23 protein-coding genes and 1 pseudogene are annotated in these 20,825 nt (G+C 71.9%); 7 read left to right on the forward strand and 17 right to left on the reverse strand.

Features of this window, described 5'->3' with window-relative positions:
* Positions 1-38: 38 nt before the first annotated feature.
* From HET64_RS10025 to HET64_RS10040, 4 genes are all read right to left on the reverse strand, one after another.
* Positions 39-800: a DeoR/GlpR family DNA-binding transcription regulator gene (locus HET64_RS10025; protein WP_215103929.1), complete on the reverse strand. Its 762-nt coding sequence runs from the start codon at positions 798-800 to the stop codon at positions 39-41.
* A gap of 407 nt (positions 801-1,207) precedes the next feature.
* A complete protein-coding gene (locus HET64_RS10030) occupies positions 1,208-2,302 on the reverse strand; it encodes a Rieske 2Fe-2S domain-containing protein (protein ID WP_215103931.1) in 1,095 nt (364 codons plus the stop codon).
* A gap of 125 nt (positions 2,303-2,427) precedes the next feature.
* The gene (locus HET64_RS10035; RefSeq protein ID WP_215103933.1) at positions 2,428-3,327 is read right to left on the reverse strand and encodes a TIGR03620 family F420-dependent LLM class oxidoreductase; all 900 of its coding nucleotides are present in this window, start codon (positions 3,325-3,327) and stop codon (positions 2,428-2,430) included.
* 119 nt (positions 3,328-3,446) lie between these two features.
* Positions 3,447-4,649 (reverse strand): erythromycin esterase family protein, encoded by a 1,203-nt coding sequence (locus tag HET64_RS10040; protein WP_215103935.1) that lies wholly within the window; start codon positions 4,647-4,649, stop codon positions 3,447-3,449.
* A gap of 58 nt (positions 4,650-4,707) precedes the next feature.
* Between HET64_RS10040 and HET64_RS10045 the strand changes: the two genes are divergently transcribed.
* Positions 4,708-5,448: a TioE family transcriptional regulator gene (locus tag HET64_RS10045; protein WP_215103937.1), complete on the forward strand. Its 741-nt coding sequence runs from the start codon at positions 4,708-4,710 to the stop codon at positions 5,446-5,448.
* A 75-nt stretch (positions 5,449-5,523) separates the two neighbouring features.
* Here the strand turns inward: HET64_RS10045 and HET64_RS10050 are convergent, their stop codons facing one another.
* Together HET64_RS10050 and HET64_RS10055 are read right to left on the reverse strand one after the other, a co-directional pair.
* The gene (locus tag HET64_RS10050; protein WP_215103939.1) at positions 5,524-7,182 is read right to left on the reverse strand and encodes an acyl-CoA dehydrogenase family protein; all 1,659 of its coding nucleotides are present in this window, start codon (positions 7,180-7,182) and stop codon (positions 5,524-5,526) included.
* A gap of 72 nt (positions 7,183-7,254) precedes the next feature.
* On the reverse strand, positions 7,255-7,878 hold the full coding sequence (locus tag HET64_RS10055; RefSeq protein WP_215103941.1) for a TetR/AcrR family transcriptional regulator: 624 nt from the start codon (positions 7,876-7,878) through the stop codon (positions 7,255-7,257).
* Between the two features lie 120 nt (positions 7,879-7,998).
* Here HET64_RS10055 and HET64_RS10060 point away from each other — a divergent pair, with 120 nt between their 5' ends.
* Entirely contained in the window at positions 7,999-8,373 is a 375-nt protein-coding gene (locus tag HET64_RS10060; protein WP_215103943.1) for a PadR family transcriptional regulator, read from the forward strand.
* Positions 8,374-8,514: 141 nt separating this feature from the next.
* Here the strand turns inward: HET64_RS10060 and HET64_RS10065 are convergent, their stop codons facing one another.
* Positions 8,515-9,096, reverse strand: coding sequence for a dihydrofolate reductase family protein (locus HET64_RS10065; RefSeq protein WP_215103945.1), 582 nt, complete (start codon positions 9,094-9,096; stop codon positions 8,515-8,517).
* 124 nt (positions 9,097-9,220) lie between these two features.
* On the opposite strand from HET64_RS10065, the gene HET64_RS10070 reads away from it, so the two are divergent.
* Positions 9,221-10,201 carry an arsenic resistance protein gene (locus tag HET64_RS10070; protein WP_215103947.1) on the forward strand — a complete coding sequence of 327 codons (981 nt, stop codon included), beginning with the start codon at positions 9,221-9,223 and terminating at the stop codon, positions 10,199-10,201.
* Here HET64_RS10070 and HET64_RS10075 read toward each other — a convergent pair.
* Positions 10,164-10,571: a hypothetical protein gene (locus HET64_RS10075; RefSeq protein ID WP_251145097.1), complete on the reverse strand. Its 408-nt coding sequence runs from the start codon at positions 10,569-10,571 to the stop codon at positions 10,164-10,166. The two genes, HET64_RS10070 and HET64_RS10075, sit on opposite strands and share 38 nt — an antisense overlap.
* A gap of 12 nt (positions 10,572-10,583) precedes the next feature.
* Here HET64_RS10075 and HET64_RS38955 point away from each other — a divergent pair, with 12 nt between their 5' ends.
* On the forward strand, positions 10,584-10,733 hold the full coding sequence (locus HET64_RS38955; RefSeq protein ID WP_251145098.1) for a hypothetical protein: 150 nt from the start codon (positions 10,584-10,586) through the stop codon (positions 10,731-10,733).
* Positions 10,734-10,765: 32 nt separating this feature from the next.
* Here the strand turns inward: HET64_RS38955 and HET64_RS40050 are convergent.
* Together HET64_RS40050 and HET64_RS10085 are read right to left on the reverse strand one after the other, a co-directional pair.
* Positions 10,766-11,083: pseudogene (locus HET64_RS40050) on the reverse strand (chitosanase); the annotation flags it as partial.
* Positions 11,064-11,522 (reverse strand): helix-turn-helix domain-containing protein, encoded by a 459-nt coding sequence (locus HET64_RS10085; RefSeq protein ID WP_215103949.1) that lies wholly within the window; start codon positions 11,520-11,522, stop codon positions 11,064-11,066. The pseudogene HET64_RS40050 and the gene HET64_RS10085, both read right to left, overlap by 20 nt.
* A gap of 86 nt (positions 11,523-11,608) precedes the next feature.
* Here HET64_RS10085 and HET64_RS10090 point away from each other — a divergent pair, with 86 nt between their 5' ends.
* Positions 11,609-12,835, forward strand: a complete 1,227-nt coding sequence (locus HET64_RS10090; RefSeq protein WP_215103957.1) for an MFS transporter — start codon at positions 11,609-11,611, stop codon at positions 12,833-12,835.
* 69 nt (positions 12,836-12,904) lie between these two features.
* On the opposite strand, the gene HET64_RS10095 is transcribed toward HET64_RS10090, so the two are convergent.
* Complete coding sequence (locus HET64_RS10095; protein ID WP_215103959.1) at positions 12,905-14,488, reverse strand: hypothetical protein; 1,584 nt, start codon at positions 14,486-14,488, stop codon at positions 12,905-12,907.
* Positions 14,489-14,575: 87 nt separating this feature from the next.
* Complete coding sequence (locus tag HET64_RS10100) at positions 14,576-15,016, reverse strand: hypothetical protein (protein ID WP_215103961.1); 441 nt, start codon at positions 15,014-15,016, stop codon at positions 14,576-14,578.
* A gap of 179 nt (positions 15,017-15,195) precedes the next feature.
* Between HET64_RS10100 and HET64_RS10105 the strand changes: the two genes are divergently transcribed.
* Positions 15,196-15,399, forward strand: a complete 204-nt coding sequence (locus HET64_RS10105; RefSeq protein ID WP_215103963.1) for a hypothetical protein — start codon at positions 15,196-15,198, stop codon at positions 15,397-15,399.
* A gap of 126 nt (positions 15,400-15,525) precedes the next feature.
* On the opposite strand, the gene HET64_RS10110 is transcribed toward HET64_RS10105, so the two are convergent.
* The 3 genes from HET64_RS10110 to vph all read right to left on the reverse strand — a co-directional run bounded on the left by HET64_RS10110 (position 15,526) and on the right by vph (position 18,534).
* Positions 15,526-16,788 carry a DUF6357 family protein gene (locus HET64_RS10110; protein WP_215103965.1) on the reverse strand — a complete coding sequence of 421 codons (1,263 nt, stop codon included), beginning with the start codon at positions 16,786-16,788 and terminating at the stop codon, positions 15,526-15,528.
* Positions 16,789-16,895: 107 nt separating this feature from the next.
* Positions 16,896-17,423 (reverse strand): DapH/DapD/GlmU-related protein, encoded by a 528-nt coding sequence (locus tag HET64_RS10115; protein WP_215103995.1) that lies wholly within the window; start codon positions 17,421-17,423, stop codon positions 16,896-16,898.
* A 229-nt stretch (positions 17,424-17,652) separates the two neighbouring features.
* A complete protein-coding gene (gene vph, locus HET64_RS10120) occupies positions 17,653-18,534 on the reverse strand; it encodes a viomycin phosphotransferase (protein WP_308369948.1) in 882 nt (293 codons plus the stop codon).
* 120 nt (positions 18,535-18,654) lie between these two features.
* Between vph and HET64_RS10125 the strand changes: the two genes are divergently transcribed.
* A complete protein-coding gene (locus HET64_RS10125; protein ID WP_215103967.1) occupies positions 18,655-19,374 on the forward strand; it encodes a hypothetical protein in 720 nt (239 codons plus the stop codon).
* A gap of 381 nt (positions 19,375-19,755) precedes the next feature.
* Here HET64_RS10125 and HET64_RS10130 read toward each other — a convergent pair whose 3' ends face one another.
* Both HET64_RS10130 and HET64_RS10135 read right to left on the reverse strand, forming a co-directional pair.
* A complete protein-coding gene (locus tag HET64_RS10130) occupies positions 19,756-20,166 on the reverse strand; it encodes a DUF6069 family protein (RefSeq protein WP_308369949.1) in 411 nt (136 codons plus the stop codon).
* The gene (locus tag HET64_RS10135; protein WP_215103969.1) at positions 20,163-20,774 is read right to left on the reverse strand and encodes a TetR/AcrR family transcriptional regulator; all 612 of its coding nucleotides are present in this window, start codon (positions 20,772-20,774) and stop codon (positions 20,163-20,165) included. The genes HET64_RS10130 and HET64_RS10135 overlap by 4 nt, the downstream gene beginning before the upstream one ends.
* Positions 20,775-20,825: the final 51 nt, after the last annotated feature.

The raw sequence follows: 20,825 nt of genomic DNA on the forward strand, positions 1-20,825 counted from the left end.
GGTCGGACAGGGGCGGTCGGCCGGGCTGACGGGGCCGGTCAGACGCGGATGACCTGGGGTCCCAGGAGGGAGTACCGCTGGGCCTCGGCCGAGGAGAGCCCCGCGTCGGTGATGATCGCTTCGAAGTCGCCGACCCCGGCGAACCGGCAGAAGCTCACCGCACCGAACTTGCTGTGGATCCCGGCGAAGATCCTGCGCCGCGAGCTGCGGAGCGCCTGCGCCTTCACCTCGGCGACGGCGGGATCCGGGGTGGTGAGGCCGTACTCGCGGGAGATGCCGTTGGCTCCGAGATACGCGAGGTCGATGACGAAGTCCGCGAGCATCCGGGAGGCCCAGTGGTCGACGGTCGCCATCGTCGAGCCGCGTACCCGGCCGCCCAGCAGCAGCACCGAGGTCTTCTCGGCCCCGGCGAGGGAGGTGGCGACGGCCAGGGAAGCGGTGACCACGGTCAGCGGCCGGTCCTGGGGGAGCGCCTCGGCGATGAGCTGCGGGGTGAAGCCCTCGTCGACGAAGACCGTCTCGGCGTCGCCGAGCAGATCGGCGGCGGCGGTCGCGATCCGCGACTTCTGCGGAACGTTGCGCGTGGTGCGGACGGCGAGCGTGGTCTCGAAGCCGGCCGACTCCACCGGGTAGGCGCCGCCGTGGGTCCGGCGGACGAGTCCGTGCTCCTCCAGCACATGCAGATCGCGGCGGACGGTCTCCTTGGCCACCTTGAACAGGTCCGCGAGGGCGTTCACCCCGACCGACCCCTCCCGCCGGGCCGTGTCCAGAATTCCCCGACGGCGTTCCTCGGTGTCCACGGCGCACTTCCCTGGTCGCTGCTGGGCCCGCTACGGGCGGAACCCGTCTGTCCGTTCGGGCTCATGTGTCGTTTGTACAAGCAGTCCCGGGGCGACTACCAGCCGCTTCACCAGATCCCCTCAGCCCGATCGTGCCCGTTTCCCGAGTATGACGGTGCTGGTCAGGCCGAGGACGGTCATCGGTCCGGTCGCCGGGGCTGCCCGCTTCACCGTGATCACCGCCCGAATCGCGCCCGAAGTGCGGAGCCCCGGCGTCGGCGGTGCCCGGGAAGGGGCACGCGAAGGCCGGGGCAAGGGGCTCGGGAACGCCGGAGCGAGGGCTCGGGAAGGACGGAGCGAGGGCTCGGGACGGACCGGCGAGGCGCGCGGGCGGAGCCGGACCGGCTCAGGCCGGCACTCGGCACACGTCAGGAGAGAACGGCGCTGTCCTCGCCCTCGGTGCGGTGGGGCCGGGGCACCGCGGACCTGCCCGGCGCCTCCGGATAGAACCGCTTGGCCCAGCGCCTGAACGGGCCGATCGGTCCGTCACCGGAAGCCAGCCGGGGCGGCTGCTGATACTGCTTGTGGTGCCAGATCGGGAAGTCGGCGGCGGTGAACTCGCAACTGGACCGGAAGACGGGGCGGTCCAGGAGCCGCGCCGCGGTACGGCTGACGATCCGGGCGAGCCCGGGCGGCAGTCGGCCCGGCTCGTCGAAGGCGATGCGGTTCAGCTGGCGGAACTGCATCCGGTTGGGTCCGATGGCCGTCGGCATCACCATCGTGCACATCCGCAGTCCGAAGCGCGGCGTGTGGACGTCGGCGTGCAGGCACCCGAGTCCGTAGCCGTCCACCTTCACGTCCACGGTGAAGTCGCCCACGAGCGGCGCCGACTCGTGGGCCCGCATGGCGACATGGAACGTCGCGTCGTCGTACGCCACGGGGCCGTCGATCTCGGCCTTGGCCCAGCCGTGCAGGGTGGCGAAGTGCCCGAGGTCGACCGAGTTCTCGATGACCTCCTGGACGTTGCCGGCCAGCTCCCAGGCGGCCGTACGGGCGGGCCTGTGCCCGATCTCGTGCCACTGCGGGACGGACCAGTCCGGATCCCGGCCGTCGTGGTGCCGCCAGACGAAGACGCCCCCGTTCACCTCCTGGACGGGCAGTTGCGTCAGCGGGGACCGGGGCGGCGGCGTGCCGTACCCCGTGCGCACACAGGTGCCGTCGGGGCCGAACGAGAAGAAGTGGAAGGGGCACGTGAGGTCCTCCCCCTCGACCTTCGCCAGACCGAGATGGGCCCCCAGGTGCGGGCAGTACGGACGGACGGCGCGGAGCGCCCCCGTGCCGGTGCGGTACAGGACGACGTCGCGCCCCGCGAGCGGCCGGGTGAGCACGGTGCCCGGCCGCAGCTCGTGCGAGAAGGCCAGGGCGGACCAGCCGCTCGGATAGGGCAGGGCGGGCGCTCCCGCCGCATCGGCCGGTGTCGGACCCTCACTGATGGTGCGCCCGTACTCACGTGCCACTCCCACGACTCCCCCTCCACGATCGGTCGCACGGAGGCTGCCCAGAGCCGTCCCGCGATCCTCCCGACACGCCGCACGTCACCCGAACGGGAGGATGGGTGCCACGTGTTGACGGACCGGGTCCGCGGCCGTCAGAGCTCGTCGCCGAAAGCCTCGGCCAGCTCACGCCACGCGGCACGCGGCAGGCCGGCGCCGCCCTCGTCGGCGGTGAGCACCTGCAACGCCACATGGTCGGCGCCGGCGTCGAGGTACTCCCGGGTCCGGCGCCTCACCTGCCCGGCGTCGCCCAGCGCGAAGAGGGCGTCGAGCAGACGGACGCTGCCGCCGCCGTCGAAGTCGCCTTCCGTGAACCCCAGACGCAGCAGGTTGTCGGTGTAGTTGGGCAACCGCAGATACATCCCCAGCATCGTCCGCGCGGTGGTGCGCGCCCGGTCGAGGTCGGTGTCCATCACCACCGTCAGCTCCGGGGCGAGCAGCGCGTCGGGGCCGAGCGCCTCACGGGCCTCCGCGGTGTGTTCGGTGGTGACGAGATAAGGGTGCGCCCCCAGCGACCGGCCGGCCGCGAGCTTCAGCATCCTCGGACCGAGAGCCGCCAGGACCCGATGGCCGGAGCCCACGGACGGTTCGGCGGAGTCGAGTGCGTCGAGGTACGACACCATCGCGCTGTACGGCTTCGCGTACTGCGGCACCATCGGACCGTGGCTGACGCCCAGGCCGAGGACGAAGCGATCGCGCGCCTCCGGACCGATCGCCGCGATCGCGGCCGCGGCCTCCTCGGCCGTGTGGTTCCAGATGGACAGGATGCCGGTGGCCACCGTGATCGACCGGGTGGCGGCCACGACGGCCGCCGCGTCCTCGGGCGTCGGACTGCCCCCGATCCAGACGGTGCCGTACCCCAGCGCTTCGAGCTCGGCGAGCGCCTCCGCGATCGCCTTCCCGCCCGCGTCGTCCACCCGTGAAGCGTGCAGGGCGCCGCTCCAGATCCCCACACGCCCGAAAGTCCTGCCCGTTCCGGAAATCTCAGAAGTCATGGTGGGATCAACAACGGCCCGGCCCGACTATTCCTCTCCGTGCGGAGATTCCCCCGTCCGGGTGGGCGGAGCAGGGGACGGGGGACCTCCGGCGGGCGTCACGGCGTCAGGGGCGTCTGTCAGCCCTCCGGGACGTCCTTCATGAACACGACTCCGTCGACGCGGGCCAGGTGTGCCGGGTCGAGCGGGGCGTACCCGAAGTACGGGGATGTGCGGCGGACGGGGCCCGTGACGCCGAGGACGGCGGCCAGTTCGGAGGCGTCCACCAGGCAGCGCTCCTCCGGGAGCGCGTACAGGGTTCCTTCGAGGGTGTCCGGCGGGGGAACGTCGACCCCCTGGTGCCTCATCGTGCCGAAGGCGGTGGCCAGGAAGCCGTACTCCTCGCCCAGGCGGGCCTCGACCACGGCGCCCGCGCTCCACCACTCCAGCCGTCGTCCGCCCATCCGCATCGAGCTGATGTCCCGCTGGAGATGGCTGTTGTGGGCGTGCGCCAGAACCGGCCCCCGCTCGGCGAGAGCGAGGAGATTGCCGGCCATCATCTGGTCCCGCAGGCCCGTCAGCCGTGACAGCCGGCTCGGTGACGTGTCCGCCATCCAGAAGTGGTACCGCAGCAGCCCCGAGGCGGCCCGTGCGTACAGCAGCGCCCGGTCGAACGCGTCCCGCGAGGTCACCGCGATCAGGTGCGGCGTCCACGCGTCGAGCAGCGCGCCCAGGTCATCGGCGAGCAGGCGCAGTTGCCCGGCCTCGGCCGACCGCCCGAAGGACGCGGACGGGTCCAGCATCGCCGCCGGGTCGGTCCACCGGTCGTCGGAGCCGAGGAGACGGTCGAGCGTTCCGGCGGTGCAGGGGAGCAGGCCCGGGTCCACGTGGTCGGCGAGAACGCGGTGGAGCGAGGTGAGGGCCTCGCGCGGGCTCGCCGCGAAAGCCATCTCCAGCGGCCCGTCGAAGCCGGCGAAGCGGACCCGGTCGGACGCGGGCCTGCCGTCGTTGAACGCGCGCATCCAGCCCACCAGTTCACGATTGGCCGCCGACTCGCCGAGTCCGTGGCCGAACCCCCGCTCCATTGCCCCGTCGAGCGTCCCCGCGCCCGTCGTCACGTAGTCGTCCACCAGCAGTCCCGCCACACAGTCGCTCTCGATGGTGATGGTCCGGTAGCCCTCCCGTTCGACGAGCTGTCGGAAGAGCGCGTTGCGCAGAAGGAGAGGGGCGTCCACCCCGTGGGTGGGCTCGCCCAGCGTCAGTACGCGGGGCGGCGAGGCGAACAGCCTCATGACGGAAGCCGCGTCGACGGCGTGGGCGATGTCCTTGATGTCGTTGGCCATGGCTTCAACCGTATCGTTGAACCCTCGGTGGAGACTTTTACGCGATACCTTGGGATCCATGAGGCAGAACCCTCAAACAGCAGGACGACTCCGGCCCGTCGACCTGGCCCGTCGGCACGGATTGTCGACGCAGGCCGTCAGGAACTACGAGGCGGCGGGGATCCTCCCGGCCGCCGGGCGCACCCTCCACGGCTACCGCACCTACGCGCCGCTGCACGCGCACGCCCTCGCGGCGTTCCTCGCGCTGGTCCCCGGGCACGGGCACGGGACCGCGGCGTCGATCATGCGGGCGGTGAACCGCGACGATCAGGAGGAGGCGTTCCGTATCGTCGACGAGAGCCACGCCCAGCTCCTGGAGGACCGGCGCACCCTGCGAGCGGTCGAGAGGGCCCTCGGCGATCTGGGGCCCGGCGTCGCGCCCGCGCCCGACGACGCGGCGAGCCCCGGCGGGATGTTCGTGGGACCGCTGGCCGGGAAGCTGGGAATCAGGCCCGCCACGCTGCGGAAGTGGGAGCGCGCCGGTCTCGTGACCCCGCGCCGCGACCCGCGGACCGGCTACCGGGTGTACACCGAGGCCGACGTACGGGACGCCGGACTGGCCCACCAGCTCAGGCGGGGCGGCTACCGCCTTGAGCAGATCGCACCGTTGATCGCCCAGGTCCGGGCGGCCGGCGGTCTGGAGCCGCTGGCGGCCGCCCTGCGGGACTGGCACGCCCGGCTGGCCGCGCGGGGGAGGGCGATGCTGGCCGGGGCCGCCGAGCTGGACGCCTACCTCCGCCACGCGGACGACGGCCCCTGACGGAACGGCAGCGGGCCGCCGGCACGGCCCACCCGGCGGGCGAGTGAGGTCTCCGCCGCCCCCGCCCGCTCCCCGTCAGGCGGGCAGCCGCCCCAGCAGCGCCGCGAAGTCCGTGCCCGCGGGAAGCGTGCCGAAGGCGAGCCCCTGGTCCCCGGCGAGGCGGGACGCGCAGAACGCGTCGGCCACCGCCGCTGGTGCGTGGCGCACCAGCAGCGAGCCCTGGAGCACGAGAGCGGCCCGTTCGACGACCCGGCGGGCCCGGAGCTGAGCGTCCTCCGGGCGCGCGAGCTCGGCCCGCAGCTCCCGCCAGGCCGCGTCGAGGCGCGCGTCCGCCCCCGCCGCCGCATCGATCTCGGCGTGCAAGGCCTCCAGCGACGCGGGCTCCCGCGTCAACGCCCGCAGCATGTCGAGGGCGTTGACATTGCCGGAGCCCTCCCAGATGCCGTTGAGCGGGGCCTCGCGGTACAGCCGCGGCATCCCGGACGCCTCGTCGTACCCGTTGCCGCCGAGGCACTCCAGCGCCTCGGCCACTGCCACCGGCTGCCGCTTGCACACCCAGTACTTGCCGATGGCCGTGGCCAGGCGCAGGAAGGCGCGTTCCCCGTCGTCGCCCCGGTGGGCGCGGTCGGCGGCCCCCGCCAGGCGCAGGGCCAGGGTCGTGGCGGCCTCGGACTCCAGGGACAGGTCCGCCAGGACGTTGCGCATCAGGGGCTGGTCGATCAGCCGGGCACCGAACACCGAGCGGTGGCGCGCGTGGTGGGCCGCCTGCGCGAGCGCGGCACGGGTGCCGGCGGCGGAACCGAGCACGCAGTCGAGCCGGGTCATCGTCACCATGTCGATGATGGTGCGCACCCCCTTGCCCTCGTCACCGACGAGCCACGCCACGGTGTCGTCGAACTCGGGCTCGCTGGAAGCGTTGGAGCGGTTGCCGAGCTTGTCCTTGAGCCGCTGGATGCGGAAGGTGTTCCGGCTCCCGTCCGGCAGCACGCGCGGCACCAGGAAGCACGACAGTCCGCCGGGCGACCGGGCGAGAACCAGGAAGAGGTCGTTCATCGGCGCGCTGGTGAACCACTTGTGCCCGCGCAGCCGCCAGGTGCCGTCGGCCTGCTCGGCGGCGGCCGTGGTGTTGGCGCGCACATCGGTGCCGCCCTGCTTCTCCGTCATCCCCATGCCGGCGAGCAGGCCGCGCTTGGTCGCGGGGGCGCTCAGCCCGGGCTCGTACACACGGCTGGTCAACAGCGGTTCGTACGTCTTGGCGAGGTCGGGGGAGCGGCGCAGCGCCGGGACGACGGCGTACGTCATCGAGACCGGGCAGAGGTGGCCCTGCTCCAGCATCGTGGCCAGCATGAAGCCGCCGGCGCGGGCGACATGGGCCCCGGGGCGTTCGTCGGCCCAGGCGGCGCCCGCCAGCCCCGCCCGCACCGAGGCGTCCATCAGCGAGTGGTAGGCGGGGTGGAACTCGACCTCGTCGATCCGGTGGCCGAAGCGGTCGTGGGTGCGCAGCTCCGGCTCGTGGCGGTTGGCCTGGTCGGCCCAGTGCTGCGCCTCCTGGCTGCCGACGTAGCGGCCGAAGCGGTGCAGCTCGTCCAGGTGCCATGCGGCGCCCTCGCGGCTTATCCCGTCGAGCAGCACCGCGTCGTCGGCGGCGTCGTGACCGGTGAGCGGAGGCGGCTGGTTCGTCACCTCGTGCGTCACGGCGGTCGGGTTGCTGCGCGGTCCGGTGGGCGTGGGCATCGGTTCTCCTCCGGGAGACGGGACGGCGGGTTGCGGCACACGGGGTACGGGGACGAGAGGGCGCGGCCCGGGTCAGAGCGCAGCGGAACGGTCAGGGGCCGCGCCCGCACAGCGCAGGGCCACGGCGGTGAGACGGGTGACGAGCCGGTCCGTGTCGTATACGGCCGAGGTGCTCAGCGGGTACACGAGGACCTCTCCGACGGCGCCGGTCAGCGCCGCCGCGGTGATCTCCGCGTCCTGGTCCGGCAGCAGGCCCGCGGCGACCCCCTCGCCGATCACCGCGGCGAACAGCGCGCGGTAGCGGCGCCGGAAGTCGAGACGCTCCGCGCCGACGGCGGGTTCGGCCGGCGCCGCGAGCAGCGCGTACGCCAGACCCTGGTTCTCCAGGGCGCGGCGGGCGAACACCACCACTCCCCGGCGCAACCGCCCGGCGGGGTCGCCGTCGCCCTCCAGCACCTCACCCAGGACATCCACCTCGCGCTGCGCGGCGCGCCGGAAGACCTCCACGGCCAGCGCGGACTTGGACGAGAAGTGCTGGTAGACGGAGCCCGCGGCGATCCCGGCCGCGTCGGCGACAGCGGTCACGGACGCCTGCGCCCAGCCCACCTCGGCCACGACCTCGGTGGCGCGGGCGACCAGATGCTCCCGGGCGGCTTCGAGCCGACGGAGCTCGGCCGGTGTCTTGCGGTAGGCCATGAATGAAGTGAACCACCATTCAGATGTTCTCGCCAGGGCCGCTCGGCGAGCCCCGACGTCCTCACCGGAAGGGCGATCCCCGCTCCCGGTCCACATGCTCCGCAAGGTATCTTGCATCGCATGGAACCCGGTGATGCAGCCAAGCAGGCACGGGCGGCCGCGCAGTTGCGCAAGGGCGTCCTGGAGTACTGCGTACTCGCGCTGATGCGGGACCGCCCCCGCTACGGCGTGGAACTCCTCCACGCCCTTGAGGACTCCGGTGCCCTGGCCACCAGCCAGGGCACCGTCTACCCGCTGCTCTCCCGGCTCCGCCGCGACGACCTGGTCACCACCACCTGGCAGGAGTCCGACTCCGGACCGCCCCGCCGCTACTACGCGCTCACCGACGGGGGGCGTGCCGCACTCGACGAGTTCACCCGCGTCTGGCCCGGCTTCCGCGACGCGGTCGACGCCTTCCTCGCCACCCCGCACCCCTCCCACGGAGACCTCGCATGAAGACCTTCGCCGACCCCGTACACACCTACTCCGCCGTCGAGCGGGAGAGCTCCGCACTCCCCGCCGACCGCAGGCTCTGGCGGACCCGCCGCGCCTGAGTCGGTGCGCCACCCCGCACGAACCGGTGCGGGTCCGCGCGGGTCAGTGCCGGGTGGGCCGGTAGGTGAGCTCCTGGGTACGGCCGTCGAGCGTCCGGCTCCCGATCAGTTCGAGGTCGAAGTCGGCCGCACCCCGCAGGACCGGTTCCGTACCGGTCCGACCGGTGATGACAGGGAAGAGCGTCACTTGGACACGGTCGACCAGGCCGGCGGCCATCAGCGCCCGGTTCATCGACAGGCTGCCGTGCGAGCGCAACGGCACATCGGACTCTTCCTTGAGACGGGTGACGATATCGACGGCGTCGCCGTTCGCTACGGTCGCGTCCGGCCAGTCGAGGGGTTCCTCGAGCGTGGTCGACACCACCGTCGTCGGCAGGCTCCTCATCCGCGTGACCCATGCGTCACCCACGCCGGACTCCTCCGTGCTCGGGCCCAGCAGCCGCACGAACTCCCGATAGGTATGGGCCCCGAAGACCATCCGCTGCTCCGCGCCGTACAGCGACAGCCGGTGGTCGAGCAGCTCGGGTCCCTGCTTGCCCCAGTAGCCGCCCCAGTCGCCGTTTCCGTTGTAGGAGCCGAAACCGTCGAGGCTGGAAAACACGTCGAAGGTGTAGGTAGCGGTCATGATGCTCTCCCCGGGAGAGTCCGGTCGATGGACATAGGTACAGACTGCGTCCGGTGGGAGAACTCATCGGGTGGTCTACCGGGTCACCGCCGTCCTACCCCCCCCTCTGCAAGGAGTACGTACGTTGTCGTCGCCATCGGGCCTGGTCGCAGCCCTGGAACGCCACCAGGTCGCGGTCTATGTGGGGGCACTGGTCGCCGGTGGCCTGGTGGGCCGGGCCACGCCCGGTGCGGGGCCGGGCCTGGAGCACGCGATCAACCCGGTGCTGGCCGCCCTGCTGTACGTGACGTTCCTGCAAGTGCCCGCCGCCGAACTGTTCCGTTCGGTGCGGGCGGGCCGCTTCCTGGCCGCGACGCTGGTGGTGAACTTCGTCGTGGTGCCGCTGGTGGTCGCCGCGATGTTCGGCTTCCTCCCGGACGACCGGGCGGTCCGCCTCGGCGTGCTGCTGGTCCTCCTGGCCCCGTGCGTCGACTACGTGATCGTCTTCAGCGGGCTCGCCGGCGGCAGCAGCGAACGCCTGCTCGCCGCGACCCCGTTGCTGCTGCTCGCCCAGATGGTGCTGCTGCCGGTCTATCTGTTCCTGTTCTTGGGCCCGGACCTGGCCGACGTGGTGGAGGCCGGACCGTTCGTCGAGGCGTTCGTCGTGCTGATCGTCATCCCGCTCACGCTGGCCTGGCTCACCCAGGCGTGGGCAGCACGCCGCCCGGCCGGGCGGCGGACCGCCGACGCGATGGGCACGGCCATGGTGCCGCTGATGGCCGCCGTCCTGCTCACCGTGGTCGCCTCCCAGGTACCGAAGCTCGGCGACGCCGGCAGCCTCGCGAACGTGGGCCGTGTCGTGCCTTTCTATGTGCTCTTCCTCGTCGTGATGGCGTTCGCTGGGCTCGGTGTCACCCGCCTGTTCCGCCTGGAGGCCCCGGCCGGGCGGGCGATCGTCTTCACGGGCGCGACCCGCAACTCCCTGGTCGTCCTGCCCCTCGCCCTGGCGCTGCCGGACACGCTCGCCGTCGCCGCCGTGGTCGTGGTCACCCAGACCCTGGTCGAGGTGATCGGCATGGTCGTCTACGTCAGAGCCGTGCCCCGGCTGCTGCCGCTGCGGAGCTGATCCGCACCCGCGCGTGACGCCCCTGGTCCGGGCCGCCACCGATCAGCCGCCCGGCGCGGCCATGGAAGGTGACGAGGCATCGCTCGGAGCGGGCTCGGCCCGGTGGCCGGGCGCCGACGGGGACGGTCCAGACGTCCGAGGTGCCCTTGGCCCGGCCCGGAAGGGCGTACACGAGGGTCGAGGCGTCCAGCCGTGCCGCCTGGTCGTCGGCGCTGCGGGTCTCGGCGACGGGAGTCTCACGCAGGGGTCGGAGGTCCAGTACGTGCAGTCGCCACGGGTTCCGGTGCCCGCGCGGACCCTCCTCTTGGAGGCGATCCGGGTGCCGTCGGGCGAGCGCGACGGGCATGCGGCGCCGTGGCGGGGTCTCCACGTTCTTGACCAGATGGCCGGTCCGGTTGTCGAGGTTGCCGTCGAGAAGCAGGACGAGGCGTACGAGTCGCCGCTGACGAACAGCGTCCGGGCGGCCATCCGGCCCGAAGGAGAGTCCCGCGCCCGATGGGGGATGCCGCCGTGCATGACGATGGCGTCGTAGTGGGCGAACCGCCCGAGCACCCGCGGCCCATCGCTCTTCGCCCGGGACACCGAGGGGGCGACGTAGACGCGGTCACGCTCGTGTTCCCGCGCCGCCCGGAACTCGGGGGTCGCCGCGGCCTGCTCCCACGCGGTCGTGAAGCCAGGATCCAGGCCCTCGTGGGGGTCGCTCCCGTCGACCGGCGGATCGCCGAGGCCGGAGGCCATGGCCGCCTGTCCGGTGTTGGGGGCGACCACGGCGGGGATCGCGGTCAGCGCCATGGCCAGGGCGATCCGCACGCCGGTGCGACGTCCGCGGTGCGCGGGGCGGGGTGGGCGAGACCGTCGATGCCTACCGGGTCCTCTGTACATGGGTGGTGTCGCTGCCCAGGGGGGCGCCGTCCGCGCCGGTCGGCGTGAGGTCCGGTACGGGGTTGCCGTGCCGGTCGACCAGGACGGAATGGGGCTCGCCCGGCGCGAAAGCGTGCCGCTCACCCCATTGGCGCAGCGTGAGGATGACCGGGAACAGGGCGCGGCCGGCGTCGGTGAGGGCGTACTCCTGGCGGCGGCCCGACGGTGCGGTGCGCTGGACGAGGACTCCGTGGGCGAGGAGCTTGCGGAGGCGGTCGGTGAGGATGTTGCGCGCGATGCCCGTACGCCGTCGGAACTCGGTGAACGAGGCCGCGCCGTCCATCGCGTCACGGATGACGAGCAGGCTCCATCGGTCGCCGACGAGGTCGAGGGTGCGGGCGACGGGGCAGTCGGGATCCGACCACGGTGCGTCCGGGGTGCGCGGGGGTGCGCCTGTCATGACACCTCCCAAGGAGTTGCGGATTGAAACCATCATGCCGTAGCGTCAAAACAGTTGCAAAATGCTACCGATCGAGTGGGGTCGTGATGAACGCAAGGCATCGAGCGCTGCTGGCGGTGGTGTGCGGTGTCGCTGTGGCGAGCGTCTACGCCGCGCAGCCGGTCCTGGAGCCGATGGGACGCGACCTCGGTGTTCCGGCTCGGCTCACCGGCTGGTTCGTGGCCACCGGTCAGTTCGGTTATGTGGCGGGCCTGTTGCTGCTGGTGCCGCTCGGCGATGTGGCTGACAGACGCCGCCTCATCGTCGTGCACCTGGCGGTCATCTCGGTGGGCATGATGCTCACGGCCCTGTCGTCGGCGGCGTGGCAGGCGCTCGCGGGGCTCGCGACGGCCGGGGTGTTCGCGGTCGTGGTGCAGATCGCGGTGGCCTACGCGGCGTCGGCCTCCCCTCCCGCCGAACGCGGACGGAACATCGGGGTGGTGACCTCGGGCGTCGTGGTCGGCATTCTGGGTGCGCGGGTCGCCACCGGCGCGCTCGCCGAAGTGTGGGGGTGGCGCAGCGTCTACGTCGTGCTCGCGGTGCTTGCCCTCGGGCTCGCGGCCCTGGTGCCGGCCGTACTGCCCCCGGACCCGCGTGCGACGTCCCCCGCGAAGTACCGCGAGGCCGCCTCCTCGCTGGGCCGGCTGCTGGGCCGGCGCACCTTCCTGACGCGCGGCCTCATCGCGTTCTTCCTGTTCGCGTCGTTCGGAACCCTGTGGAGCGGGCTGTCCACGCCCCTGGCGGCCGGGCCCTGGCAGCTGAGCGAGACGCAGATCGGGCTGTTCGGCATCGCCGGCCTGGCCGGCGCACTCGGCGCGGCGCGCGCCGGACGGTGGGCGGACTCCGGGCGCGCGACCCCGGTCAGCGGCGTCGCGCTCGCCCTCCTGATCCTTTCGTGGGCGGCGATCGCCCAGCTCCCGTGGTCCCTGTGGCTCCTGATCATCGGAATCGTGGCCCTCGACTTCGCGGTCCAGGCCGTGCATGTGAGCAACCAGCACGTGCTCACGGCTACCTGTCCGGATCGCCTGAGCAGCGTCATCGGCGGCTACATGGTCTTCTATTCACTGGGCTCCGCCCTCGGCGCGGCGGCCACCACGGCGACCTTCACGGCCTACGGCTGGACGGGCTCCAGCCTCCTGGGATCAGGATTCGCGGTCTGCGCGCTGGTCGTCTGGCTGGTCGTCGGGGCGGGTTCCCGGAGCGGCACCGCGGACGCGGACCCGGTTGGCGGTGGCCGGGCGCCGCACCCGGCTGTCGGAACACGGGCGGAGTGACGCCTCGTTGCCCCGGTGTGTCGCAACCCGTTCTTCCCGAGGCGTGCAGGAGCCAACCGGTGGCTACCGCTACACCGGCGGCTCTGCCCACCGTCCGCCCGTCCGCAGAAGCCGGCGGACCGCGTACGGGGCCAGCGCCGCGTTCGCCGCCGCATGATGGGCCAACTCCTCGTCGTCGAGGAGTGCTGCCAGCCGGGACCGCGGAAGACGCGGATGGCGCGCCGCCGCAGCCCTCACCGCGTGTTCCGGGTCCTGGCCGAGCCGCTCCACGGTGTCCGGATCGGCTTCGGGGTCGAGTGCGGCGAGGGCCCGGACCTCGGGGTCCCCGTGGTCGGCGAAGGCGGCCAGGCCGGCGGTCGGGAAGTTCGGCCGGGTGGAGAGGTGGCCGCGCTCGGGGCCGGTGTACTCGAGGAAGCTGCGCAGCAGAAGCGGTGCGGGGGCGTCCGGATGGTTCTGGGCCAGCAGGACGCGCACGCCGAGGTCGTCGTCGGCGGCCAGCCGTGCGACGAGGTCCGGTGGCAGCAGATGCTCCTCGGCTGCCCGCCGGCGCAGCAACGGGTGGCCGGAGAGTGCGTCGCGCCGGACGATGCCGGGATCCCGGGGTGCCTCGGGCGCGGGGTGGAAGACGAAGAAGTGGTCCAAGGGGACCTGGTAGTCGATCCGGGCCCGTTCCGCCTCGCTCAGGGCGGGGTGGAGGGACACGGCCGGCCGGACGTCGGGGTGGGGGTCCGTCATGAGCGTGCGCCGGTCGGCCGGTTGCAGGTCACCGCGGTGGGCGACCTGCGTGCGCACGTCCGGGTCCGGATCGGTGACGAGCGCGTGGCATTCGGCAGGCCCCAGGTCCGCGCGTCGCGCGATCCGGCCCCGTATCTCCGGGTCCGGGTCGGCGGCCAGGAGGACCACCGCGTCGGGAGGGAGCGAGGGGTTGACGGCGATCATCGCCCTGTCCTCCTCACCGGCGGGCCCGGCGAGGACGCCCTCCACCACAGCCCTGGTGAGGGGACGGTGGAGCAGCAGGTCCGTGCGGTAACGGCACGGTCGGTCGGGAAGCTCACTCTCCACCCACGCCGGGTCCTCGGAGCGCGCGTGCCGCTGAGCCGTCTCGCGGACCACTCCGTCGGGGTCAGTGAGGAGGGCGGCCCGCGTGTCCGCGGACAGGGAGGTCCACTCGCCGACCCCCCAGCGGCGGACCTTCGCAATCGGATGGGTGGGCATGGAACGGCGCAGCCCGGCGGAGATCTGCTGGTAGAAGCCGCTGGCCATGAGTTCGTCGTCGTACGTGCTGATCATGCGGACGACGGCCTCGTCGGGCAGGGGCCTCGGCCGGGCGGGGGCGACCACCCGCGGTCCCTCGGCCAGGTGCGCGCGGACGAACCACTCGGGATCATCCAGGAGCCGGACCCGCTGGGCCGGATCGGCGTGGGGGTTGCGGGCGAAGAAACTGCGGGTGCGGGTGTCAGGGTGCTCGATCACCGCCTCCACGACGGCGTCGGGCAGGATCCGGTCCCGGCACAGCACCATCCGTACGGCCGGCGGAGCGTCGGAGAGCAGCCGCAGGAGGACGCTCTCCGGCACGGACGGGTTGAGAGCAAGCCCGGCGAGCCGTCGGGTGGGGAGATCGGCGTCCGCCCAGATCTGCTCAGGCGTAGGCATGTCGGAAACCCCCAAGCTGTCAACCGGCGTCGTGTCGATCCTGGCCGACGGTTCAGCCCGACGCCGGGCCGGTGCGGCGATCCCCGGTCAGCGCCGGCCGGCGGTAAGGACGACGAGGAACTGGCCGCCGCCCGACTCGATGCCGGAGGTCACCGGCAGCCCCGGTACCAGTCGGGAGAATCGGTCCACCAGCCAATCCGCCGCTTCCTGGGCGTCCTGCCTGGTCGGACAGCGGCCCACCATCTCGCGGCCCCCCTTGCGCTCCAGACGGGAGGCCACAGCGATCAGCGGCGCGGGTTCGACCACGTACAGGCGGTCCGGCCAGGCGATGGACACCTTGACCGCGCCCTTGCGGGAGTTGCACCCCCGGTGCGCGAGTCGCTCGGCGACCTTGGCCTTCCGATCGGCGGTCCGGCTGTCGACACTGGGGCCCTGCTGGTCGTTCACCGACTTGTCGGGGTCGACCGGTTCGTCGCACACCCAGCACAGCCAGCCATCGCGCTCGGCCACATCATGGAGAAGGCTCATCCGAGCAAACTAGCCCCTCTGGCCGTCGTCCCGTGCACCAGGGCCCCGGCGGAGTTCCGGGCGGTGGCACAGCCGGAACCCTTCGCGCCCGTTGGCGACCCCGGCCCGCTTCGTCGCACGCGTGGACGAGGAGGTCTCGACTCGGCGACAGGCCGCCGCAGCGCTCGTAGGATGCTCGGATGCCCCAGCCGACAGGGACGAGTCGCCGCATGTGGAGTGCGGCGTGGGCGGTCCTGTGCGCGGCAGGCCTCGCCGCCACTGCCGGACCGAGGACCTCCTCGGAACCGGAGCCGGAGTCCACGCCGACGCGCGTGTACTCCTCCTGCCTGGCGGCCGACACCAAGGCGACGGCCGGGGACAACGACCCCTGCGCCGGGGGCTGAAGAAGCGCCGGCCGGCCTCGGGCCACGAGCGTGTTCGCGGCCTCGTGCCGGCTTCGCCGATCGCTGATCACGGCCTTCGACGTTCGCAGGCCTTTCCGGCGGCGCGTGCGCGGGCTCCCGCTGGGACTACTTGGCGTCGCGCCGTCGGCGCGCGCGCTCGAACTCGGCGACATCCGACATCCAAGGGCCATACCGTTCGAGCGCGGCGCAGCCGCCACGGACGAAGGCGGTCACCAGGCTCCGGTACCCGCGGATCCCGTCGACCAGGCTGTACTCGACCCGGTACTCCGGATCCGACCCGCCCACTCCCTCGCGCACCGTCGTGATCCGGGCGACGGAGTCCGCGTAGAAGTGGAGCTGGATCCCCGCGCCCATCTCCTCGTCCTCGATCGTGAACACTTCGTTGTCGGCGGCAGAGCGGTCGCCGACGAACTCCCAGAACTCCGCGGTGGCGGAGCGGGGATGGTCCGGGAGCCACTTCTCCTCAGCGCCTTTGTCGTCGGTGAACGACAGGATCGCCGTTCTCGCACTCCCGCCGAAGGCGGCGCGGTCGCCGTCGGCCCGCTCGTCATCCTCCATGGGCGTATTCCTGGAGCGGTCAGCTGCCTCCGAGCACATCAGGAAGCTCACGGTGCGCACCGCGTCATCGACGAGTTCAGGGTGTGCACGACGCACGGCCGCGTCGACCGTCGCCTCCATCCGACCCCAGTCGCGCTTGTCCGTGGCGCGCTTTCCCCGCCGTGGATCGCGGCTGATCCACATCCCGGCGCACGCTTGTTCGGCGGTGGCGATCACCCGCATGACCTCGGGCAGCAGCGCGGGGCCGACGGCACCGGGTATCCGCTTCGGAACCGTCGAGCCGTGCAGGTACTGACCCGTGTACAACAGAATCGCGGAGTCGAGCGGACCGAGCGCGATGCCGCGCTCGGTGCGACGGCGGTCCGCATGGTACTTCTGAGCCCGTTTCCCGTTGGACGTCTCGGTGGCCGAGCCCATCGCCGCGCAGACCCGACCCTGTTCGAGCAGCTTGATGTCAGCCCCATGGGCGATGAGCCGACCCCGGTCCCACTGGATGCGTTGGAAGAGCGCGTCGACGTCGGCGGGTGCGGAGAGGAGGACCGGGTCCAGGAGCGCTACGGCGGCGTCCTCGTCGAGCCGGCCCCGGGTTCCGGCGGCGTCGCACAGCGGCAGGACCGCGGACCACAACAGCAGGTGTCTGCCCAGGTCCCCCTGGATCACCGCAAGATGGGCTTCCTTGATCGAGAACGTGAACGTGCGAGGCTCATGGTTGGCGTCGGCCCCGGCACCGAGCATCAGTTTCAACTCACCTTCCACGCGGATCACGTTCGGAATCCAGCCGCTCTGGCGCGTGAAAACGATGTCTCTCATGGGCGCATTCTCCCCCACCGACGAGACCCGGGTCCTGGTGGAAGCCCGGACCGCGCCCGCACGGATGTGATCACCTGCCCGCAGCGGGCGCCGCCGCCCGGCCGGGCTCAGTCGATCTTCTTGATCACCCGGGCGGGCACTCCCGCGACCACCATGCCGGCGGGAACATCACGCGTGACCACCGCACCCGCGGCGACCACCGCACCGGCACCGACGGTGACCCCTTGCGTGATCACGGCAGCTGTCCCGATCCAGACGTCGTCCTCGATGACGATCGGGGCGAAGGAGAGGTACTCGCGGCGCTCGCCCAGGGGCAGCGGATGGCCTCCGGTGATGAGGCTGACCTTCGGGGCGATCATGACACCGTTCCCGATACGGATGCCTCCCTTGTCCATGAAGGTGCATCCCTGGTTGACGAAGACGTCCTCCCCGAACGTCGTGTTCAGCCCGCACTCGGTAAAGAACGGCGGGTAGATCACCACCGACTCCGGCAGCGCGCCACCGAACACAACCGAAAGTAGTTCCGTGCGACCCGCGCTGTCGCTGAACGGAAGCACGTTCAGTCGGGAGGTCGCATCGGTCACCTCCACGATCCGCTCCGCGTGACGCGCGAACTCGGGCGTCTGGACATACATGACCTGCTCTGTGCGTGTAGACATGCGCCGATCCCACCACCGTGCACCACACACGATCAAACAACTCCCTACCCACGAGACACAACCAACGGTTGTGGAAGCAGGGCGGAAGGAAGCGGTGGATGTCGCAACGCGGCGGACGCTCGTGGCCGCCGTTACGGGGAGACCGCTGACCGGTCGACCGCATCGCAGGCACGCCCTGTCACCGCGAGCCCAGGAGGGCCCCGGCCTACCGATAGCCGGTCAGGCCGTCCGCCAGCTCCTCCTCGTCACCGTCACGCTGTGCGTAGAGGGCCTGTTGGAGGGGGAAGGTGCCGCGGATCGCGGTGATCCGCCCGGACATCGAAGCGTCGTCCCAGCCGCCGAGCGCCAGCACCCGGTCCAGCAGCTCCTCCCCGCAGCCGGCTCCGACGGCTGCCAGGTCCTCGGCGGGGTCGCCCAAGGTGACCTCGTCCCAGTCGATGACACCGCTGAGGCGTGGCACACCGTCCGAGAGCTCCCACAGGACGTTCTCACCGCCGAGGTCGCCGTGGACCACCGCGGAAGTGAGCGGGGGAAGGCCGCCGAGCGCGGCGAGTTCGCGCGCGGCACGCTCCCGGCCGCCGTCGGACATCAGCGGGAACAGATCGGCGCGCACTCCCGCCGCGAACTCCTGCCACTGACGCTCATGGGCTGCCGGAAGCACGGCGCGAGCCTTCTCGTCCCCGCCCGCGGCGATGAGCCCGGAGAGAAGTCCGGCGTACTGCTCGGCCACCGCCTCGATGACTCCGGGGCGCTCGAGCGCGGCATCGTCCAAGGGAGCCCCGGGGATCCGGCTCAGCACGAGGTAGGGCGGTTCGTCCGTGCCCGGGCCACCGCCCCGGGCGATCGGGCGCGGGGTGCGGAAGCCGAGGTCGAGCCCGGCGAGGGCGCGCAGGGCGGCTGCCCGCGCGGGCAGCCGCCCTGCGGCGGCTTCGGTGCGGGCGAAGCACAGCACGTGCTCCGAGCCGACGACGACGTGGTGGAACTGCCCCTGATGGATGGTGAGTTCGTCCTGCTCGTCATCGGGCAGCAGACGGATCACGAGGTCGCGGTGCGTCTCCATGATGTCCATGGTGGGTGAACTCTCCACTTCTCGGGATTACGGAAGCTCTCTCGACCCTGAGCGGTGGCTGCCCCTGGCGCGACCATCCAAGGCTGATCACGCCAAAAATGATGGTGACGCCGCATGGTGTCAGCCGATCATGTGAGTATGACCGACCACCTGGCGATCAGTACCTTGACCCTGCGGCACCGGATCCCGGACGACTGGGCGCAGGACCCCTGGGCTGAAGTGCGTCCCCTGATCGACGGGGTGGACGTTCTGAAGGCAGTCCACCCGGAAGGGGTGGCACTCGGCTGCCGGCACTGGACAGGTCCTGCCGAGAGCTGGCCGCTGGCGGTCACGCAGGAGCCGCGCAGGGTCATCATCACCGAGCCGACCTGCTCCGCCGGCTGCTGCGGCGCTCTGTATGTCACCATGCGCCGGGAGGGAGACAGGGTGATCTGGGACGCCTGGGAGAACACCAGCAACGTCACTGCTGTGCCCGCGGACTATTGGTTCGATGCCGCCCAGTACGCATCCGAACTCGCGCGGGCCGCAGCCGACCGCAGCTGGGAAGAGCCGGTGGACACCATCGCCCGGCTGCTTCGGCAGACCCTCGCGGACAGCGGCTGGTTCGAGCGGTGGGGCTGCGTCCTCACGGATGTCTGTCCACGACGCGAGGAGCCCGACATGCCCGAGGAGCTCACCAGCCCCGAGGGGGTCGATGTGAGGTTTCACGAGGTAAGGGCTTCGGGGGCGCGTGCATGTTCTTACGCGTACGAGTTGTTCACCACCCACGGCCGGCCCGTGGAGGAGCAAGTGCGGCGGCTCGCGGCCCGCGTTCTGGAGGACGATCCGCGGAAATCTGCTGAGCTCGAAGGGTACTGAGGACCGGGTGCGGGAACGCGGGAGCAGAGAGAGGCCGCGTCCTCGCCGGGTCCGCCCCTGCCGAGGCGGCTCAGCCTTGACCGACTCGATACCTGGGGCAGGCGATCCGTGCGACGGGATTCCGGCTGCGGAGCCGGGGAGGTGCTCCGCGGATGAGTACGGCTCATCCGCGCGGACGGCGAAAGCTCCGCATCCGGAATTCTTCGCAGGCCTGTAAGGCCGGACTCCACTTGGCAACCTGACCTGGAACGGCCGACCGGCCGGCGGTGGCCGCACCCGTTTGGGACCTCATCCTCCCCCGGCCTGGTCGCCCCGGCCGGGTGAGGCTCTGACAGGGCCGCCTCCATCCGGTGCCGTTCGCGGCGTACTCAGGTTCGGCGGTCATTTCCCCGGCGGCACCGGCTTCCGCCCCGGGGACCTGCCGCCCAGCCCCGAGATCAGCACCGCGCCCACCGCCAGGTGCATCAGGGCGAGGGAGATCCGGGTGCCGCCGTCCATGCCGTCGCCGATGAGCGGCAGGAAGGACATGGCCAGGACGACGCCGGCGACCCCGGTCCAGATGTCCCGGGCGCGCCGCACCCCGAAGCGCTCCAGGGCGGCGAGCAGTCCCCAGCCGGAGAGCGAGGCGAGCAGTGCGACGACCGCTGTGGGTAAGGCGCCGATGTCGAGTCTCTGCTCGCCGTCGGCGATCCGCAGCCGGTGCCCCGCCAGCGGGTCCGAGACCAGCCACACCAGGACGGGGAGCAGGACGGCCAGGGCGGTAACCCCCAGGCGCCTTTTCCGCGCGCTCACTTGGCGCCCCCCGAGAGCGCCCCGTGCAGAAAGACATCCACCAGCTCCTGCGGGGTCAGGTCGGGCTCCTCCTCCGTACGCGGCTGCGTGAAGAGCAGCCCGAAGAAGAGGGCCGCGATCTGCTCCGGCGGCCGGCGCAGAGCTGCCTTGTCGGGCTCCAGCAGCTCCGCGAGGGCCGCGCGGATGCGGGTGGTCGACTCGTCGCGGCCCGCGCCGCGCACCGTGCCGGGGTGCTTGCCGCCGCGATGCCCCAGCGAGCCCGCGATCGCACCCATCCTGGACAGGTGTGCCTGCAGCGCCTCGGCCGCCTCCGCGAGCCGGTCGGGCAGGGGTTGGGAAACGTCGATTGCGTCGAGCTCGCGGACCGCGTGCTCGGGGGAGAGGGCCTCGGCCATGCAGGCCTGCAGCAGTTCTTCCTTGTCGGCGAAGACCCGGAAGATCGTGCCTTCGCCGATGCCCGCCGCGCGGGCGACCTTCGCGGTCGTCACCGTGGCGCCGTATTCGGCGATCAGCGGAATCGCGGTCTGGACGATCATCGCGCGGCGCTCCTCCGGCGACATGGCGGGGGCGCGGCGACGGGTGGTCGGGTTCTCCTTGGGTGGTGTCATGGCCACGAGAATAGGGAGTGAGGACTCACTCCGTCAATGAGTGAGTCCTCA

The organism is Streptomyces sp. McG3, from assembly GCF_018619185.1.
Classification (GTDB): domain Bacteria; phylum Actinomycetota; class Actinomycetes; order Streptomycetales; family Streptomycetaceae; genus Streptomyces.

What these genes read in the sequence shown, in the direction of transcription:
- HET64_RS10035 (WP_215103933.1), bottom strand. Translation starts at nt 3,327, where the DNA reads ATGACTTCTGAGATTTCCGGAACGGGCAGGACTTTCGGGCGTGTGGGG.
- HET64_RS10040 (WP_215103935.1), bottom strand. Translation starts at nt 4,649, where the DNA reads ATGGCCAACGACATCAAGGACATCGCCCACGCCGTCGACGCGGCTTCC.
- HET64_RS10045 (WP_215103937.1), top strand. Translation starts at nt 4,708, where the DNA reads ATGAGGCAGAACCCTCAAACAGCAGGACGACTCCGGCCCGTCGACCTG.
- HET64_RS10050 (WP_215103939.1), bottom strand. Translation starts at nt 7,182, where the DNA reads ATGCCCACGCCCACCGGACCGCGCAGCAACCCGACCGCCGTGACGCAC.
- HET64_RS10055 (WP_215103941.1), bottom strand. Translation starts at nt 7,878, where the DNA reads ATGGCCTACCGCAAGACACCGGCCGAGCTCCGTCGGCTCGAAGCCGCC.
- HET64_RS10060 (WP_215103943.1), top strand. Translation starts at nt 7,999, where the DNA reads ATGGAACCCGGTGATGCAGCCAAGCAGGCACGGGCGGCCGCGCAGTTG.
- HET64_RS10065 (WP_215103945.1), bottom strand. Translation starts at nt 9,096, where the DNA reads ATGACCGCTACCTACACCTTCGACGTGTTTTCCAGCCTCGACGGTTTC.
- HET64_RS38955 (WP_251145098.1), top strand. Translation starts at nt 10,584, where the DNA reads ATGGCCGGTCCGGTTGTCGAGGTTGCCGTCGAGAAGCAGGACGAGGCG.
- HET64_RS10085 (WP_215103949.1), bottom strand. Translation starts at nt 11,522, where the DNA reads ATGACAGGCGCACCCCCGCGCACCCCGGACGCACCGTGGTCGGATCCC.
- HET64_RS10090 (WP_215103957.1), top strand. Translation starts at nt 11,609, where the DNA reads ATGAACGCAAGGCATCGAGCGCTGCTGGCGGTGGTGTGCGGTGTCGCT.
- HET64_RS10095 (WP_215103959.1), bottom strand. Translation starts at nt 14,488, where the DNA reads ATGCCTACGCCTGAGCAGATCTGGGCGGACGCCGATCTCCCCACCCGA.
- HET64_RS10100 (WP_215103961.1), bottom strand. Translation starts at nt 15,016, where the DNA reads ATGAGCCTTCTCCATGATGTGGCCGAGCGCGATGGCTGGCTGTGCTGG.
- HET64_RS10105 (WP_215103963.1), top strand. Translation starts at nt 15,196, where the DNA reads ATGCCCCAGCCGACAGGGACGAGTCGCCGCATGTGGAGTGCGGCGTGG.
- HET64_RS10110 (WP_215103965.1), bottom strand. Translation starts at nt 16,788, where the DNA reads ATGAGAGACATCGTTTTCACGCGCCAGAGCGGCTGGATTCCGAACGTG.
- HET64_RS10115 (WP_215103995.1), bottom strand. Translation starts at nt 17,423, where the DNA reads ATGTATGTCCAGACGCCCGAGTTCGCGCGTCACGCGGAGCGGATCGTG.
- HET64_RS10125 (WP_215103967.1), top strand. Translation starts at nt 18,655, where the DNA reads ATGACCGACCACCTGGCGATCAGTACCTTGACCCTGCGGCACCGGATC.
- HET64_RS10135 (WP_215103969.1), bottom strand. Translation starts at nt 20,774, where the DNA reads ATGACACCACCCAAGGAGAACCCGACCACCCGTCGCCGCGCCCCCGCC.